This window comes from Providencia sp. PROV223 (assembly GCF_028479245.1).
GTDB lineage: Bacteria > Pseudomonadota > Gammaproteobacteria > Enterobacterales > Enterobacteriaceae > Providencia > Providencia rettgeri.
Map to the genome: position 1 here is coordinate 22,864 of NZ_JAMPNG010000013.1, position 17,685 is coordinate 40,548.

Below are 17,685 nucleotides of genomic sequence, written 5' to 3' on the forward strand. Positions count from 1 at the left end.
GTCATTAGTAATATTAAAAATTAATTTTTGATATTTGATATAAAATTAAATATTTTTATTTATCATTAAATTTTGTTTTCCGACTCTACTTTCATACCAGTGAATACTTGCTCTGACTAAGGTACTGGTTGAGTCGATATATTTATCTGGATAATTATTTATTTCATTTTCAAGAATGACGGGAACTTCAGTGCAGCCAAGAACAATAATTTCTGCACCTCGGGAGAATAATGCCTCAGCTTGTTTTTTCATAATGGCCTCAGCCATTTTTTTATTTCCTGATTTTAATAAATAAATGCTTTCCATAACTTTGTCTTGGCTTTCTTTATCAGGCGTGATGCAGTTTAAATATTTATTTTCTATATTTTTTTGATACAACCCCATATACATAGTGGCATTTGTTGCAAGTAATCCGATATTTTTTTTCTTGGTTGCTAGCACTTCTTTCATTGTTGTCTCAACAATACTTAGCATATCGACGTGGCAAATATCTTTCAGTTCACTAAACCAATAATGTGCGGTGTTACAAGGAATAACAATACATTCAGCACCTGCATTTTCTAGTTTTTTTAGATAGTCAGTCATTAAAGGTAGAGGAGATTCACCACGGTTTAATAGCGCCTCTGTTCGATCTGGTATATCAGGAATAGATGATATAATTAAAGGGATATGCTCTTGGTCTCTATTTGCTACGGTATAATTAACGAATTTATTAAATAAATCGACAGTAGCGGCAGGTCCCATACCACCTAATACACCAATTAAACCTTTCATTTTAATACCCCTGCATTTCATTAGCTTTTTTATAAAATAAAAATCAATAAATGCTTATATTCCTTCATTTATTTAACATATAGGTTGGCATTAAAATAATTATTAACCTAAATATTACTGCCATAACCTATGGCTAATATTTATCAATGTTTATCTTGGATGAGAAATGCAAGTAAGTATGGGTTGATGCAAGATATGCATTAAGTTTTTTATTCAAAATAAAGTTATTTTAATAAATTGCTCTGAGAGCCTGAATAGACTAGGTTTTATGATGTAAATAAATTAAATAAAATTAATTTTTGATTTTTGTTAATGTTTTAAATAGTAGGTCTATGCATAATACAAATAATGTATCTACAAATTTTGTTTGGTTGCTTAACTAATCATTAACTTAAAATATCAATAAAAATACTTTTAATTTCTTATATTTTAACAGCAAGTCAATTTAAGGCTTAATAAGATGAAGAATATAGAAACAAAATGGCTATATGATTTTTTAACACTAGAGTCGTGCCGACATTTTTCTCATGCCGCAGAACAACGAAATATTTCTCAGCCCGCGTTTAGCCGTCGTATTAAAGCGTTAGAGGAAGCTATTGGTGTTGAATTATTTGATAGAACGACTTCCCCTTTACAGTTATCTGAAGAGGGCAAAATTTTCCATTCCCAAGCACGTAGTTTACTACAACAACTGGAATGTAACTTAAATGAATTATCCGGCCATAATGTATTGAGTCTACCAAATATTAAAATTGCTGCCGCTCATTCGTTGTCATTAACATTACTACCTAAATTAGTCCATGGGCTGTCCGGTTACGGTGAGGAGTTTGTTTACCATGTTGAAGCCATTGATGTCGTACAAGTTGTCAACGCATTGAGAGAAGGGAAGAGTGACTTTATTATCTCATTTTATGATGAAGATCTCATGCAATCTCCATTTTCCTCATTGAATGTATTTGAATCTGAATTATACCCAATTTGTGCCGCAGATGAGCATGGTAAGCCGCTATTTGACATCTATCAACCTCAAGTGCCGTTGTTGAATTACACAAGTGCTTCATATATGGGAAGGTTAGTTAATCGTCGGTTAAGTGAATTTGGTACGATCAATTCGAAAACACTTTTTATGTCATCAATGAGTGAGTTATTAAAAAATATGGCTTTGGATGGTCATGGCATAGCATGGTTGCCTATTTATTCTGTAGTGAATGAATTGAAAGAAAAGAAACTCGTTTGTCTAGATACGCCTGAATTAACGATACCTATCCAAGCTTATATCTACCGTATGGATACAAGGCTAAATAAAACTGCAGAGGACTTTTGGCGCATTTTAAAAAAGAATATTCCAGAGGATTTACGGCACTTATAGTGTCGATGGGGAATTTATAGATAAATAACCTGCTAAAATAAACAGGTTATTAAAATAATTCACATTTTATTTAGCGAAAATATATCACTTTGAAAAAGAAAGAATTAGTGATCTAAAGAAACAGAGTGGACATACTCCAACTGTTTTAAGGAGCAGTAAAATTCAGGTAAAGTGATTTTTTGGCGTACTAATAGCTTTAAATTTACCTCGACACGCTCTTTCTTGATATCTCTGATGGTGAGATTCTCAATTAAGTCTTTGTGGCTTTTTAGGTACTCAATAAGCAAAGGAACACCTTTTTCATGAGTAAATAGCATTCGAACTTTAATTTTTCCTAGTTTTTGGTTTCTCATCTGAAATAAAGCAACTTGAGGACTGAGTTGTATTGCTAAGAAAAAAAGGATTGTAACGATGATAGCATGCCAGTAGAACCCTGAACCACAGGCAATTCCAACACCGGCTGAAGCCCAAACAATGGCTGCAGTTGTTAGACCTGAAATGGCATCATCACGACGATGCAATATAACCCCAGCGCCTAGAAAGCCCACTCCGCTAATTATTTGTGCAGCTAATCTCATTGGGTCGCTACGTATATTGTCAGAGATATTGGCGTAATATTCCGCTGACTGAATAGAAACGATGGTTAATAAACAGCTGGCAACGGCGATAATGACACAAGTTTTAAAACCAACAGGTTTTCCTTTTGATTCACGTTCTAAGCCAATTAAGCCGCCTAAAACGAAGGCGGCTAGTAGTTTAGCAATACTTGATAGTGATAAAGGGCCAATGGTGCCAACAAACTGTATAAATAAATCCATGGCTTGCTCCTGACGTGACCTTACCCTTTCCTTAATTATTATTGTGCTGTAACGCGATTTGCTGGTTTTTCATTTTCCCCATTTTTCTTTTTAGACACATCGTCTTTAAAGAAGAAGATAAAGAAAACGGTGACAACAGCGGCGACGATAGCTGGGTAATGCCAGAATGTTCCCCATTGTGGTAATGCTGCGCTACCTGCCTCTGTGACAGTTGAATTAAAGATTTCACCACAAATTGTTGAAGCAAATAATAAGCCAAAGCCATTTGAAACAATAAAGCGTAAACCCTGAGCTTGCGCTCTGATCTCAGGTTTTGCTTTACGGTCAACGTAGATATCACCTGCTGTAAAGAAGAAGTCCCAGCATAATCCTTGAAGCATCAATCCGAAAATAATGAAGTAGAAACCGGAATCTACTGCAGCATAGGAAAATAACATTGAACGAATAATCCAACTTACTGCGCCAAGAAGTAAGGTGATTTTGAAACCGAATTTCATTAAGAAGAATGACAGCACAAACATAAATAGGACTTCACATGCAATACCAATTTGCATGATAGATGCTGCATTATCGAATCCAAGTGTTTTAATAAATACAGGGATATAAGCGGAGTAAGCTGTTTTCGGTATCATTAATACAAAGATACTAAACATTAAGATAGCGAAATAACGGTCTTTAAATAATGAAAGTGCATCTAAACATAGAATATCTCTAGCGGAGAAAGGTTTACCTTTCGCTTTTGGTGGTGTATTTGGCAAAGTAAAGCAGTAGAAACCTAGTAATACAGCAACAGCGGATGCGATATACCAAGTCATAGTACTACCTGAGAAGCCCATTTCCCCTAATATAAATCCGATAGCCATAAAACCGAATGTGCCAAATACACGAATAATAGGGAAATATTTCACACCATTAATATGAGAGAAGCTGATGCTATTAGAAAGCGCAGTTGTTGGATAAAACAGTAGCCCAATAATAAAAATCATAAACAGGGTCATGCCGCTATTTTGTGCCTCAATAAATTGAGGAACACATAGAATAACGGCCGCATTAATTAAATGCAGTGTTCCCATTACTTTTTGTGAAGCAAAGAAACGGTCAGCAACCATACCAATGAATAAAGGGGAAATAATGGTTGCTACACCTAATAAAGCGTAAGCATTACCAATGATGTTTGCCATCCCATAAGTACTTAACACAAGTCCCATTGTCATATTCCATGCGCCTTGCATGAAATATTGCACAAACATCATGATCAGTAAGCGAGAGGTTATTTTCATATCCATGATTAGTTTTCCTCTTAATATGCTTCTAGCGTTAATCCGTCATAAGCAACGCGGATATTATAAGGTGCACAAACCGCTTCTAATTCGTCATGAAGTAATTTGCCACTATGGGAAATATGTGAAACAGCAATTTGAGTTTCTGAATGCAGGCAGCCTTGTTGCTGCAGTTTTTCTTTAGCTGCAAAGACGGTTTCTAGGCTCATGTGATTATCTGTACGGTTTTTCCCATTGAGCCCGTAAGTGCATTCAAATACGACGATATCAAGTTGTTTATTTTCCAACCATTTCCAGGTTAATTCAGGGAACCAACCTGAATCATGTCCATAAAAAATAGCTTTTCCATTTTTTTCAATATGATAGACATAGCAAAGTTCCCATTTAGCATGGTTTGCAAGTAATGGCGTAATTTTATAACCGTTCCTTTCGACGGTGACAAAAGGGATTAAACAGTGGAAATCGAAACGCTCTTTACTGTAGCCGGGTAGAACGTCAAGGCAGCCATTAATTGCTCGATCATTACCAAAAATATGTAATGGATGGTGAATTTCAAAACCATAACCTTCCATGCGGCTGAATAAATCGCCGACATTAAAATGGTCAGGATGAGTATGGGTAAATAGTAAGCTTTCAAACTTAGTTGCATCCATTCCGTCACGCATTAACTGATAGCTAAATGTCGGGGAAACATCGATCAACATAAGATCATCCACAATGGCGGAAGAATGGGTTCTAATATCTTTTCCTCCAAGCTCTCTTGCTTTTTGGCAGTGCTCACAGCGGCAGAAAGGATTTGGTATGCCTTCAGAAGCCGCGGTGCCTAAAAAGTGAAGTTTCATAATAATTACCTGTATTTTATAGTTTTATTTTGGAATTTTTGATCCCTGGTGTTGGTGTTCAAACAAAAAATAAATCAATTTGAACGTTCCAATAGTAATGCTGGGGGTTGTTATTGCCAATAAATGTTATTTAGATCAGTGATCTCATTCAAAGATTATTTTTTATGTCATTGATTTTGTTATTGTTTAATATTGCCCTGCAAAAGAAAGGCAAGAAAAGTAATCTTTATTTTATTCGTTTGTTTTATAAACTAATTGAGAGTGGAACGTTCAAATCAATTATCGGTAGTCGCGATGAATAATTCAGGTATGCTATTGGCAGCAATAATCAAGGTGAAAAAGACAAATGGCAACAATCAAGGATATCGCAAAATTAGCAGGTGTTTCTCATGGAACCGTTTCTAATGTTTTGAATAAGCGGGGGAATGTGAGTGTTGAGAAAATTGAAGCAGTCTATAAAGCCGCCAAGCAAATGGGGTACCAGTTAAATACACAAGCTCAATTATTGAGAACCAATAAGAGCCAAAAGATAGCAATACTTTTACCGCAATTGGTGTCTGATAAGTATGCAATATTTTTTAATTCATTTAGGCAATCTATGGCTCAGTATCCAGAGATAACTTATGATCTATTCTTGACGGATGATCTGGAGACGACAGAACTCGATGCATTACAAAAAATTGCCGCTGGTGGCTATAAGCAAGTCGTAGCAGTCAGTTGTTTGCAGGATGCCGCTATCTATTTTGACACCTTAAAATTAGCCGCTTCTCAAATTATTTTTATTTATCGTCAGCCTGTAAACGCTTACCATTTTTTCACATTGGATTACTCTCAGGCAGCTGATGCCATTTGCCAACAAATTGCGACAAGTCGAAGCCAGCTAGTGGGTATTTTTAGCGATGATCATGGTGATTTAGAGCACGCCACCTTTGTCAGTGAGTTACAAAATAACCTTAAACAGCAGGCCCCGAATAAAAAATTTATTATTATTCGTGCTTCTAATGATGAATCTTATAAGGCAGCTTTTGATTTTTTCTCTGAGGAGCAAATACCCGATTTATTTGTTGCTGAAGACATTGAAAAAGCTAGTTTTTTAACCCAAGCTAGTTTTTTTGGTAGTGAAGGTGATTGCCCTGCAATTTTTGCTTTAAGTGGTAACATTCCTCCGATACTAAAAGGGTTACATTGTTTCCCAATGAACTATGCACAATTAGGGTTGGAAGTGGTCGATGAACTGATGAGAGAAGATCACGCAAAGAAAACGGTGGGGAAGAATACTGTCTACGTTCGTAATCAAAGTGGTAACCTTTATACGGCAACATCGGCAATAATTACTGACAATAAATCCGATCCAACCTTAAATTTACTCATTTTACCCAGCCCTTCAACAAACGCACTTAAAAAGCTACTGCCACATTTTTATCGACAAACAGGAATTAAGGTTAATTTAGCAGTTTATCCTTATGATGAAGTTTACCAAATTTTAGGGCAGCTCCATTTACATCCTTATTATGATTTACTACGTATCGATATGGCCTGCTTTCCTTGGTTTGCGGAACGCATCTTGCAACCGTTAGATAAAGTCGGGAATGGGGTGACTGATTTATTAAGTAACTTTTCCTTACCAACACAGCAAAAATTTAGTTTGGTGAATGATACTGCTTATGCAATGCCATTTGATGCCAGTGCACAAATGTTATTTTATCGTAAAGATCTCTTTGAAGATCCTATTTTAAAAAGAATGTATTACGAGAAAACAGGACAAGAACTAACAGTACCGACTTCTTTTGATGAATACGATCAGGTAACCCAATTTTTTACAGAGCTACATGAAGAAGGTGAGTTTTTACGGCCTATCGGTGCATCAACGACGTTAGGCAGTGCGGGGTTAATTGCCACTGAGTACTTATTAAGGTATTACGCGGCAGGAGGAAAGTTAATAAGTAATGGTAATATTCCTAGATTAGAAATGCCATTAGCGGGTCAGGTATTAGATGAATACCTCCACCAGGTTTCTATTACAGAAAATATTCATAATAAATGGTGGAGCGAATCAGTCGAACAATTTGAGCAAGGGAAACTTGCTATGCTGATTGCTTATATGAACCTATTTAACGATGTTGCTCACAGTAATATTTTCCCTAAAATTGGTTTTGCCCCTGTACCAGGGGGAGTCCCTCAATTGGGGGGTGGGGCATTAGGGGTATCTCGCTATAGCCAAAAAACACATTATGCAGAACAATTTTATCGTTGGCTTTATTCACCAATAGTAATGGATCACCTCATTTTGTTGGGTGGAAACAGTAATCATCAAGATTTCAGCCATAATCAAGAGGTTTGCTATCGCTATCCATGGATGCCACTGGCTTATCAAGAAATAAATCGAGGTATCCGTGAATCTTCAATTCCAAACGGTAAGTTGTTTAATTTGCGCCAAGCTGAAGTCATTATTGGGCAAGGAATTACTAATGTTGTGAATAAAATCATGACTATAGATGAGGCGATTGAGTATATTAACCAGCGCTTATTGGTTGATACGCAAGGTGAGAGGCAAATAACGGGTTAATTGGTATTTTAAATAAGCGGATAAACAAATGATAAGCTGTTACTAACTTTTAGTGTTATCCGCATAAGCTAGTTGCGATACAGGGCGTTTTGTTTAGTCATTTTTACCGGTAGGTATAAAGCAAAAATAGCTTTTGAAGTAACCCTCAATTGCCCTCTTGGGAGGGTTCTCGGCATTTAGTGGCTGGTTTATGTATCTTTAATTCATTTTTTTATTTCATTTCATTTTATAGGTTTAATAAACTTTCGATTTATCATTCGATTATTATTTAAAAAGAGTTATAGTAGTGATTAATTAATAAGTTAATTAATCATAATATGATAGGTGAGTTATCTTGAGCTTAATTAGAAAATATCGCCATATTATCAGCGTTAGCCTGCTATCCTTATTGTTAATGGGATGCAACCAAGGACATTCCCCATTATTCCCAATGTTAGGCGCTTATTTCCCTTATTGGATGCTATGTGTCTTAATTGGATTGGTTGGCGCTATATTATTGCGTGTTGTTCTCGTTTATTTAGAAATTGATGATAAGTTACCTTTTCCTCTGATGTTTTACTTTGGTGTCTTGTTGACAATCTCTATTACCATATCCTTACTTTATTTTTCTCATTAAATTATGAATATAAAAAATAAAAAAAAGATAGCCGTCATTCTCACAATCGGCATATTTGCGGCTTTATTACTATTACTATGGAAAAGCCTGCAATCATCGATTCTGAATCCACTAAGTGAAGAGGCCGTGATTGAGGCCAATAAAATTAACATTTCTTCTGTCGTTCCGGGACGGATAAGCCAGTTTTATGTTAAAGAAAATCAGGAAGTCAAAAAAGGCGATCGATTATTTACCATTGACCCGACTATGTATGCTCTACGAGTGAACCAAGCTAAAGCCGAGTTACTTGTTGCAGAAGCGGCGTTAAGCAACAAAAAGAGAGTGATTGTCGCTGAAACATCAAATTCTGAAGTGGCTGAAGAGCAAATAAAACGTGCACAAGTTAACCTTGCATTGGCAACTCAGTCTTTAAAACGTTTAGAGCCATTGTTGGCGAAAGGTTTTGTTACCGCTCAACAAGTGGATGACGCCCGAACCTTAAAACGTGATGCAGAAGTCAGCTTAAAACAAGCTCAAAAACAAAATGTGGCATCAGAAGCATTAATTAATAACACCAAATCTGAAGAAGCACTTGTTGAGTCATTAAAAATATCACTCGCCATGGCTGAGTGGGAATTGGGTAACACGGAAATTAAGGCACCGAGTGATGGGTATATTGTTGGACTAACGATATCAGCGGGTGAGTTTGTCCTTTCAGGGCAATCTGTTTTTACCTTAATTGATACAGAGACATGGTTTGTGTCCGCATACTTTAAAGAAACAGAGTTAGATAACATCCAAATGGGCAGCTGTGCAGTTGTTTATTCAATGATTAATAACAAACAACCTATTAAAGGCCGAGTACAAGGTGCAGGTTGGGGAGTAATGTCTACTGATCTGTTGAATATACCTCGAGACTTACCTTATGTCCCCAAGTCTTTAAATTGGGTGCGTGTTGAACAACGTTTTCCTGTGAGAGTAATTTTAGAAAATCCACCGAAAAATCTGATGCGTGTTGGTGCGACTGCCACTGTTAATATTGTATCCCAAGATGATGACTGCTAAAGCTTTACTGGTTCTTCAACAAATAAAACAAGATTTGTTGCCATTTAATTTTCGTTTCGCGACAACATGGCGGATTGCTTTACTGTGCGCATTAATGGCTGGCATTGCGATGTTATACGAAATTCCAGAATCGGCGATTAGCTGCTATTTAATTATCTACCTTGTTAAAGCCAATGCGATTGAAAATATTCTGTTATGTATTGGTGTCATAGTGCTATGCAGTATAGCGGTCTGTGTAATCTTTATATTGTTTAACTTTACGATTCAAAATGTGATGTTGCGCTTTTTCTTTATGGCCCTTTTCTCAGGGTTATTTATGTATTTGTCTTCAGCGAGCAGCCTTGGTGATGTCGGTAACTTAATTGCCCTTGTAATTGCATTTCTAATGACATTGATTGATGATGTTCCTTTTGGCGATGCCGCAACAAGAGGGCTTTTATACGCACTATTAATGGCTGTATCCCCCATGTTATTGGTGGTTATCTTTAATTACTTTTTTGGGATTAGCCCTAAAAAATTATTAATGAATAAGCTAGCTGAGCGTTTTTTGGCTGCAAACCAATTTTTTTTAGGGAAAATGCCGTATTCAATTCAAATTAGTGAAGCTTTAAGTACGCAGGCTGAATGTAAACGGAACCTAATGCTCATCAAACTCTTTTTTCTAAAAGGAAAAAGGGAAATCCAGTGGCTAGATAGCATGGTTGATAATTCGTATGAAATACTGATCATGTCCTTAAATTTACCCGATGATACTTCTGCTGAAATTCGTCTATTACTTGCGGAAAAATGTCAATTTATTGCGCAGTGTTTGGAAAAAAACCAAATTGAACAATTGGAAACGCTAAAAAGCGAAAAAAATAGTTACCTTGAAAACCAGAAAATACTGGCTGATTTTCAAGATATTCTATTTAAGAAGAAAGTGGGGAGTGACCCTAAAGCTAAAAATCCCTTTTTTGTTAAAGACGCTTTTACAAATCCAAACCATAAATATTTCGCCATCAAAACAACCTGTGCTGCACTAATATGCTATGTTTTTTATGACTATTTTGAATGGCAGGGGATCCACACAGCGATGATCACTTGCTACGTTGTTGCATTGACTTCTGTTGGTGAAACAGTACATAAGCTAACGCTGCGTATTATAGGGTGTTTAATTGGTGCATTAATCGGGGTTATTTCGATTGTGTATATTATCCCTCATTTATCCGATATTTTTAGCCTAATGATACTCATCTTTTTCTGTATCTTGCCTGCTGCATGGGTGGCTGCGGGTAATGAGCGTATATCCTATGCAGGAGTCCAAGTTGGGCTGGCATTTTTATTAACCGTTCTTCATGGTTTTAAACCGAGCTATGATCTGGATGTTGCTTCCGATAGGATCCTCGGTATCCTATTAGGTAATGTTGTCATGTACATTATGTTCACTAAAGTGTGGCCAGTCTCTATCATGACTACAGTTAACTCTCAAATTAGAAATATTCTAGATAGTTATGCGGCACTTAAATTAAAATCTTATGATAACAATGTCGAGGCTCTCAGCTTGGTTGCTGCAATCAATGAGGGCATTATTAAAACAAAAGATGATATTAATTTATTGATGTTCGAAACCCACTTTAAAGATAAAGGGGGGGCTTTAACTCATTTCTTAAACCAATTCTTAACCAAGGTTTCAGTAGATAGTTACCAAAATTATTCGTCTGAATTTATTCCTTTTAATCATAAAGATCATTTTGATTCGAATACAAATTTAAAATCTGCCAGTGATTTGAAATATGATGTCTTAAATACGATACCTTCAACTTTATCGGCTCAAGAAAAAGAGCAAGTCATTAAAGAACTAGTGAGCGAGAAGTAATGACAATGACCCAATCAATGAGATATGACAAAAAACGATATTTACTCATCTCGATATTCAGCATTTTTCTTGTCGGTTGTGTCGATACGAGCCGTTCATTTATGGATAAAGCGCTGCAGCCTTTACAATATGAAACTGACACATATATCTCTTCCCCTGAAGAGAATTTATATGCTGAACATAACGAAGTATTTAAAGATCAATATGACCTAGCAAGCCTTATCGATGTTGCACAAAAAAATAATCCTGAAACACGTATTGCTTGGGAGCTTGCTAAAAAAGCCGCAACCAATGTGGGAATGGTTGAAAGTACCTATTTACCCGTTATAACTGCAACAGCATTAAGTGGCTATCAACGTGGAACATTGAAGTTACCACATAATGATTTAGTCGATAAAATTGATGTTTCTAACCATGTTTTTATCCCTGCGATAACGTTTCAATGGCTATTGTTTGATTTTGGTCAGCGAGGAGCATTAACTGATGCAGCCAAACATGCATCTTTAGCTTCTGACCTTAACTTTAATTTACTTCACCAAAAAATTATTCATGATGTAACCATTGCTTATTATGCTTATGGTGCAGCACAGAAAAAAACAAAAATAACTTATGAAGCTTTGGAGCGAAGCCAGCGTTTATTGTATGCCGTAGAGCAAAAAAAAGCGCGTGGGCTAGCAACCGTACTGGATGTTGCATTAGCGAAGCAGCAAGTTTCACAATTAGAGTTTCAGAACGTATTAGCTAAAGGGAAAGAAAGAGATCAATACCAATTATTACTCTCTACCATCGGTATATCTCCACTGAAAGCAATTAATATTCAATATAATGATAACGATGTTTTGCCTGATAATATCGCACCGTTGACCCATGAACGGATCAGAAATGCGTTAGCCCAGCGCCCTGATGTGCTTGCTAACTATGAACTTACACTGGCAGCGATGAAAACGATCCAATCTGTGGAATCCGACTATTTCCCTAAAGTCTATTTAGCGGGGGCCGTCGCGGGGGGAAACAGCCGTTTAGATGTGCAAGGACTACCGGGTATCAACCAAAGTTCTTCATCTTCAAATATTTTGATAGGTATCAGTATTCCGCTTTATGAAGGGGGAATAAGGCAAGCACGTATGAAGAATGCTCAGTCGGATATTCTTATTGCCCAAGAGAATTTGCGGAAAAGCCAAGAAATGGCGATTCGAGAGATGAGTTTAACTGAGAATGCACTAAAATCAGCGGTTGAGGCCAATAAAGCGGCGAAAAACCTAGTCGAAACAACTCAATTAAGTTATACCGCCAGTGTTGATTTTTATAAAAATGGTTTAGGAACAGTGACTGAAATTAATGCCGCAGAAATTGCATTATTAACAGCCGAGCTTGCTCATATTGATTCTTATACGGGTTCAGTTATTGCTGCTGTGGATTTAGCCTTTGCATTAGGTGAAATTGAAAGGGCTTTACCAAAATATGAAGACGCTACGATAAAATAGGTTTATGAGATAGCAGAAGATAACCTAGTATTTATCTTCTGCGATTATAAATTAATAAATGTCCAGTTGTTGAAATACAGGTTTTCCTGCACTACTAAATTGGCTAATTGAATATTGGTTATAATTCATTTCGCCATAACCTCTAATATATATTACACCATTAGATAAATCAGATAAGCAGCTCCAAACAGTATATTCAGAAAGTAAACTATTTTGAGTGCCTTCTCCTTCCCCCATATTATCAACAGTCATATTTTTAGTACGGTCAAAATTATTCATAATGTGAGCGAGTGTAATCATAGCGTCTTTTGCATTGTCAACTTTTGGCGCATAAGTACTATAAAAAACCGCTCGAATGAAACGCCCAACAGATGTATCAGACGAAGGTAGATTTGATGTTGCAATACCACTATCAGGTTGAGTAACTCGAATATTACCCAGTAAACTTGTTGATATATCTAGGTTTGATAACTGAGTATAATTATTCAGGTTTTTTAAATGCCATTGAAAATCAGGCCCATTAGTCATGACACGAGTAGGGTTATCAAAAACCTGTAATTTGCCATTTACGGCTTCAACAATAATGCTACCACCGTGTTTATCATAAAAAGCATAGTGGAATGGTGATGTTAAATTCCTAAAATTAACAAGAATAGGGGACCAAAAGTAACCATTTTCAACCGCTTTTTTAACGTCATCAACATGACTAAAAAGGGATAAAGCCCATTCGCCTAATGCGGTAACAGGCAATGATAAATAATAGTTTTCCGGATTAATTGGCGTAAGCTCTGCTTCAGAAATCATATTTGCACTAAACGTTAATCCTGCACTATTTAACCCTTGGAATATATTATGGTTATCTCCATCAAAATAAACTTCGGTCGTTATCGCAAGAATATCGAATTTAGATGTATAATTAATACCATTTTCCCCGTTAGGGGCTTTTTTCTGAAAAAAAGTATTCGCAGGATAATATGTTATCCAAGAGGGCAGGTCTTCCGTTAATTCTAATGTTCGCCCTTGGTAAATATTATTTTGGCTATCTGTTATTGATAAACTCGTACACATTCCATTTAACCTCGTTTTATGAAGTATTCGCGAATTTGTAGGCTACACTTCATTTTAATAAATGTGGGTCGTAAGGTAGCTAAATAAATATTACCTGATAATGAAGATTATTTATATTGAAATTGTTTTTCAATAATAGGTGACCCATTAAAATAATAACAGAATCCCAATTAAGGGTACTGTTGCAAATAAAGTGGTGAGATTGAGTTTTTCAACTCGAAATGGGCTACATACCAAAGACTCGATTCACTAGGTGCATTTCGCTTAGCGGTTGAGCATAGTAACAAATGTTCAGCTTAACCCTTGCGAAGTGCATGCATTACCTCAACACCTTTAATAGTCGCATGTGCCGTTTTAATTGATTTAAATTCTAAGGTGGGATTTATCACGCGCTTCAATTTTCCATGATCGCATTCAATGACATTATTGTGAAATTTGATTTGCCGTTGCTCTACATGTGTAGGGCATTTTCCTTCTTTTTTGAGAGGGTTGAGAGCTCGACTATAAGGTGAGGCTTTATCTGTATTGATAACCCTGAGGATTTGCTATTTCTAACTCGATTGAATATTTTTCTTAAAAACCGATAGGTAGCTTTGGTATTACGATGTGGTGAGAGGTAAAATTCAATGTTGTGCACCCGGCTATCGACAGCTCGGTAAAGGTACGTCCTTTCCCATTCACTTTGATATAAGTTCCGTTTAAATGCCAATTATTGAGGTCGGAGGGACTACACCGATACCAACATAACCGCTTTTCTATTTTTGGCGCATAACGTTTAACCCAGCGATAGATTGTCGTGTGAACTAAATTTACACCACCATCAGCCAACATTTCCAAGCGTTCTTGATAACTGATACCGTATTTGCAGTACCAATGCATAGCTCAAAGGATGATAATACCTGTGAAATGACGAGCTTTAAATGCATTCACCAAACAATTCTCAGTAACAAAATAATTAATTTAGCATACCTATTACTTAAATTTTGCAATAGTGCCAGATAAAGAGGGTACAAGATTCTATCGAACTAGTGTATACCCGCAATTGTACCTGCACAGTAGGGTTGATGTGGGTAGAGTCGAATAGAATTCAGTTGAGGTGAAACTTTGGCGGAGTGTTAATTTTAGCGGGCGTTACAAACAAAAACAGACGTCATTTGACGTCTGTTGAGAATTAGTGGTGCCCGGACTCGGAATCGAACCAAGGACACGGGGATTTTCAATCCCCTGCTCTACCGACTGAGCTATCCGGGCAACGGAGCGTATTAAACCTGATTTCATTGGTTGAGTCAAGGCGCTTTCAATAAACTTTTGACTGTATGCGCTTTTTTTCAACATGTTAGCCAGTTTTTAATCGAATATACATAAAATTATTAAGGTTAATAACAAATGCCAGCCTAAAAACCAATTTTGGCTGGCATGCGATATTGGAAAAATTTTAGCGGAGATAATTTTTCTGTGCTTTGTTCACTTTGATAAGATAATTACGTGACTCAGCCGCTGGGTGTTTAGTGGATAAAGTTTCATACACTTCTCCAGGCTCTAAATTATTAATACGTTGTGCTGCTTGTTTTTTATCACTGTGGAAGACACGTAATACGCTACCAGCTCCGCCATTATAGGCAGTGATGACCGCATAGCGGCGTGAGGTCTGGTTACGAATATCGCCTAAGTAGCTGTTTTGCAATATAGCTAAGTAAGCAGTGCCTGTATCAATATTTTTCTCTGGGTCAAATAAATAGCTACGGCTAGGAACACCGGATTTCCCTTGTGAGCGGAAAACATCTTTCCCTGCTGTATTTGGCATTATCTGCATTAAACCAAGTGCATCAGAACGGCTAACCGCATAAGGGTTGAAACTCGATTCAATTTGCATGATAGCTAGGATTAATGATTCATCAACACCATATTTGGCTGAAGATTTTTTAATATAAGGTAAATATTTATGAGCCCGTTTATCTAAATGGTTTGGTACTAGTTGCATAGTTACGGACCAAACAATATTCATACCAGACTGCCGGCGCTGCATTTTATTTTCTATCAGATAATCAGCAAACTTTGTGGCTCGCCATTCCCAACGAATAGCTTCTCCTGTGTTATCTAGCACTTGGCCAAATAAAAAGGGTTCTTTGCTATGAGGAATATCATTAATATCAGAATAGAGGTCAATGGAATTAGGGTCATCTCCCATTAATAAGGTGGTGACAATAGCTTTCTTTAGGTGCTGTGAAGGTTCTATTGCTGAAATTGTCTCAACCGTGATGGTTCCCGCATCAAAATTAATATGGCTACGAGTTCGGTATTCATCGGTATATTTAACGTAGTCTTTTGGGCCTGCAATTAACACTTCTTTAATGCCCCAGATATTTTCAATATTGTGGGCAAATTGGCCCATTAAAATATCGAACCCATTGGTATCTTTGACATAATTAGGGTTAAAGTCAGATTTTTGCTTGCTAGAACAAGAAACAATTAAGGGAATTAACAAACTCAGCGCAAATAGTTTTTTCATACGATTCACAGTCTTGGGGCAAAAGTCTACCTACTTAGTAGGTAGACAAACAGATTATTTTTCAGGTGTATAGCCATCAATATGGATATCATGGCCTTCAAACAAGAAATTAATCATTTCTTGTTCTAACATTTTGCGGTCATCAGGGTTCATGGTATTGAGTTTCTTTTCATTAATAAGCATGGTTTGCTTTGTCATCCACTGACTCCATGCTTCTTTTGAAATCTCGTTAAAAATACGTTTTCCTAACTCACCTGGGTAAAGCTGAAAATCTTGCCCATCTGCATCACGTTGTAAAAATGTACAAAAAATGGTTCTACTCATTAATTTTTCCTCAAATATCAGGTAGTAAGGCGAGCTGTTTTAGTAAACTTTCAACTGGGGCTGCAAGGCCGATAGTTGCGCCTAAGTGTAAGTTATACCAGAGTCCTTTGCCTTCATCCATGGCAGAATTAAATGCCTGAATGTTAACTTTTACAGGGATAATATCTAAATGGAAATGGCTAAATGTGTGACGGAAGGAAATTAATTGCTCTAATTGAGTATATTCAAGGCCTGATTCTCTCAACCAATCATTGAGTTGCTCTAAAGAATTGAATTGTGGGAAGGCAAATAACCCCCCCCAAATACCGGATGGTGGGCGTTGTTCTAACCACACACTGTCACCGTGATGCATAATTAGAAACCAAGCACTTTTTTCAGGAATTTTCTGTTTAGGCTTTTTGCCCGGGTAGTTTTGCCATGAATGATTGGCATAGGCCATGCAACCAAAATTAAGTGGGCACAGCTCACATTTTGGTTTACTGCGAGTACAGACCATCGCACCTAAGTCCATCATCGCTTGGTTAAAAAATTCAACTCCCTCTTTTGGCGTGACATCAGTACTGATTTCCCACAAGCGATTTTCGACTTCTTTTTTACCCGGCCAGCCATCAACCGCATAAGCTCGAGCTAATACACGTTTAACATTACCATCTAAAATAGGATAATGCTGTTTTTGCGATAAAGACAAAATTGCCCCAGCAGTGGACCGGCCAACACCGGGTAGCGCTAATACTTCATCAAATGTAGTGGGAAACGAGCCATCATATTGAGTCGCGATCACTTGTGCCGCTTTATGGAGGTTCCGAGCCCGAGCGTAATAGCCGAGTCCTGTCCATAGGTGTAAAACTTCATCAAGAGGTGCGTTGGCAAGGGCGGTAACATCCTCAAAACGAGAGATAAACTTCTCAAAATAGGGGATTACAGTACTCACTTGGGTTTGTTGCAGCATGACTTCTGATAACCAAACATGGTAGGACGATTTTTCCTGTTGCCATGGCAACGTTTTACGACCGTATTTGTGATACCAGTCAAGCACTGCAGATGAAAATTGTTGAGCTTCCATTGATAATTTTATTTTTTATTGATATTTCCAGTCATGGCAGGAATTGCAACATAGACGAAGAGGGCTGTAAACC

The 17,685-nt window shown here is 37.0% G+C and carries 14 protein-coding genes, 1 tRNA gene and 1 pseudogene; 6 read left to right on the plus strand and 10 right to left on the minus strand.

Going from position 1 to position 17,685, the window contains the following annotated elements:
* Nucleotides 1–45 precede the first annotated feature (45 nt).
* Nucleotides 46–774, minus strand: coding sequence for an aspartate/glutamate racemase family protein (locus PR767_RS14740; protein WP_109911951.1), 729 nt, complete (start codon nucleotides 772–774; stop codon nucleotides 46–48).
* Nucleotides 775–1,234: 460 nt separating this feature from the next.
* Here PR767_RS14740 and hypT point away from each other — a divergent pair, with 460 nt between their 5' ends.
* Nucleotides 1,235–2,143, plus strand: coding sequence for a hypochlorite stress DNA-binding transcriptional regulator HypT (hypT, locus tag PR767_RS14745; RefSeq protein ID WP_004914205.1), 909 nt, complete (start codon nucleotides 1,235–1,237; stop codon nucleotides 2,141–2,143).
* A gap of 104 nt (nucleotides 2,144–2,247) precedes the next feature.
* Here hypT and PR767_RS14750 read toward each other — a convergent pair whose 3' ends face one another.
* From PR767_RS14750 to PR767_RS14760, 3 genes are read right to left on the minus strand one after another with little or no spacing between them, the layout of a single operon-like run.
* The gene (locus tag PR767_RS14750) at nucleotides 2,248–2,961 is read right to left on the minus strand and encodes an MgtC/SapB family protein (protein ID WP_109911952.1); all 714 of its coding nucleotides are present in this window, start codon (nucleotides 2,959–2,961) and stop codon (nucleotides 2,248–2,250) included.
* Between the two features lie 38 nt (nucleotides 2,962–2,999).
* Nucleotides 3,000–4,247, minus strand: coding sequence for an MFS transporter (locus PR767_RS14755; protein WP_109911953.1), 1,248 nt, complete (start codon nucleotides 4,245–4,247; stop codon nucleotides 3,000–3,002).
* A gap of 14 nt (nucleotides 4,248–4,261) precedes the next feature.
* The gene (locus PR767_RS14760) at nucleotides 4,262–5,083 is read right to left on the minus strand and encodes an MBL fold metallo-hydrolase (RefSeq protein WP_109911954.1); all 822 of its coding nucleotides are present in this window, start codon (nucleotides 5,081–5,083) and stop codon (nucleotides 4,262–4,264) included.
* Between the two features lie 346 nt (nucleotides 5,084–5,429).
* Between PR767_RS14760 and PR767_RS14765 the strand changes: the two genes are divergently transcribed.
* From PR767_RS14765 to PR767_RS14785, 5 genes are all read left to right on the plus strand, one after another.
* On the plus strand, nucleotides 5,430–7,649 hold the full coding sequence (locus tag PR767_RS14765; protein ID WP_004905219.1) for an extracellular solute-binding protein: 2,220 nt from the start codon (nucleotides 5,430–5,432) through the stop codon (nucleotides 7,647–7,649).
* Between the two features lie 334 nt (nucleotides 7,650–7,983).
* Nucleotides 7,984–8,265: a YtcA family lipoprotein gene (locus PR767_RS14770; RefSeq protein WP_004905217.1), complete on the plus strand. Its 282-nt coding sequence runs from the start codon at nucleotides 7,984–7,986 to the stop codon at nucleotides 8,263–8,265.
* A 3-nt stretch (nucleotides 8,266–8,268) separates the two neighbouring features.
* Entirely contained in the window at nucleotides 8,269–9,309 is a 1,041-nt protein-coding gene (mdtN, locus tag PR767_RS14775) for a multidrug transporter subunit MdtN (protein WP_109911955.1), read from the plus strand.
* The gene (locus tag PR767_RS14780; RefSeq protein WP_272520537.1) at nucleotides 9,296–11,164 is read left to right on the plus strand and encodes an FUSC family protein; all 1,869 of its coding nucleotides are present in this window, start codon (nucleotides 9,296–9,298) and stop codon (nucleotides 11,162–11,164) included. The genes mdtN and PR767_RS14780 overlap by 14 nt, the downstream gene beginning before the upstream one ends.
* On the plus strand, nucleotides 11,164–12,648 hold the full coding sequence (locus tag PR767_RS14785; RefSeq protein WP_442959806.1) for a TolC family protein: 1,485 nt from the start codon (nucleotides 11,164–11,166) through the stop codon (nucleotides 12,646–12,648). Before PR767_RS14780 ends, PR767_RS14785 begins: the two co-directional genes overlap by 1 nt.
* 51 nt (nucleotides 12,649–12,699) lie before the next feature.
* On the opposite strand, the gene PR767_RS14790 is transcribed toward PR767_RS14785, so the two are convergent.
* From PR767_RS14790 to mutY, 6 genes and pseudogenes are all read right to left on the minus strand, one after another.
* The gene (locus PR767_RS14790; RefSeq protein ID WP_004905208.1) at nucleotides 12,700–13,716 is read right to left on the minus strand and encodes a linear amide C-N hydrolase; all 1,017 of its coding nucleotides are present in this window, start codon (nucleotides 13,714–13,716) and stop codon (nucleotides 12,700–12,702) included.
* 226 nt (nucleotides 13,717–13,942) lie between these two features.
* Nucleotides 13,943–14,595: pseudogene (locus PR767_RS14795) on the minus strand (IS6 family transposase).
* A 296-nt stretch (nucleotides 14,596–14,891) separates the two neighbouring features.
* A tRNA-Phe gene (locus PR767_RS14800) sits at nucleotides 14,892–14,967 on the minus strand.
* A 184-nt stretch (nucleotides 14,968–15,151) separates the two neighbouring features.
* Entirely contained in the window at nucleotides 15,152–16,225 is a 1,074-nt protein-coding gene (gene mltC, locus PR767_RS14805) for a membrane-bound lytic murein transglycosylase MltC (RefSeq protein WP_109911957.1), read from the minus strand.
* Between the two features lie 54 nt (nucleotides 16,226–16,279).
* Complete coding sequence (locus PR767_RS14810) at nucleotides 16,280–16,549, minus strand: oxidative damage protection protein (RefSeq protein WP_198641881.1); 270 nt, start codon at nucleotides 16,547–16,549, stop codon at nucleotides 16,280–16,282.
* A 10-nt stretch (nucleotides 16,550–16,559) separates the two neighbouring features.
* Nucleotides 16,560–17,612: an A/G-specific adenine glycosylase gene (gene mutY / locus PR767_RS14815; RefSeq protein WP_272520539.1), complete on the minus strand. Its 1,053-nt coding sequence runs from the start codon at nucleotides 17,610–17,612 to the stop codon at nucleotides 16,560–16,562.
* Between the last annotated feature and the right edge of the window lie 73 nt (nucleotides 17,613–17,685).

Excerpts from the sequence above, each read along its gene's own strand:
- PR767_RS14740 (WP_109911951.1), bottom strand. The coding sequence starts at position 774 with ATGAAAGGTTTAATTGGTGTATTAGGTGGTATGGGACCTGCCGCTACT.
- PR767_RS14790 (WP_004905208.1), bottom strand. The coding sequence starts at position 13,716 with ATGTGTACGAGTTTATCAATAACAGATAGCCAAAATAATATTTACCAA.
- PR767_RS14765 (WP_004905219.1), top strand. The coding sequence starts at position 5,430 with ATGGCAACAATCAAGGATATCGCAAAATTAGCAGGTGTTTCTCATGGA.
- hypT (WP_004914205.1), top strand. The coding sequence starts at position 1,235 with ATGAAGAATATAGAAACAAAATGGCTATATGATTTTTTAACACTAGAG.
- mltC (WP_109911957.1), bottom strand. The coding sequence starts at position 16,225 with ATGAAAAAACTATTTGCGCTGAGTTTGTTAATTCCCTTAATTGTTTCT.
- mutY (WP_272520539.1), bottom strand. The coding sequence starts at position 17,612 with ATGGAAGCTCAACAATTTTCATCTGCAGTGCTTGACTGGTATCACAAA.
- PR767_RS14750 (WP_109911952.1), bottom strand. The coding sequence starts at position 2,961 with ATGGATTTATTTATACAGTTTGTTGGCACCATTGGCCCTTTATCACTA.
- PR767_RS14780 (WP_272520537.1), top strand. The coding sequence starts at position 9,296 with ATGATGACTGCTAAAGCTTTACTGGTTCTTCAACAAATAAAACAAGAT.
- PR767_RS14810 (WP_198641881.1), bottom strand. The coding sequence starts at position 16,549 with ATGAGTAGAACCATTTTTTGTACATTTTTACAACGTGATGCAGATGGG.
- PR767_RS14755 (WP_109911953.1), bottom strand. The coding sequence starts at position 4,247 with ATGGATATGAAAATAACCTCTCGCTTACTGATCATGATGTTTGTGCAA.
- mdtN (WP_109911955.1), top strand. The coding sequence starts at position 8,269 with ATGAATATAAAAAATAAAAAAAAGATAGCCGTCATTCTCACAATCGGC.
- PR767_RS14785 (WP_442959806.1), top strand. The coding sequence starts at position 11,164 with ATGACAATGACCCAATCAATGAGATATGACAAAAAACGATATTTACTC.
- PR767_RS14760 (WP_109911954.1), bottom strand. The coding sequence starts at position 5,083 with ATGAAACTTCACTTTTTAGGCACCGCGGCTTCTGAAGGCATACCAAAT.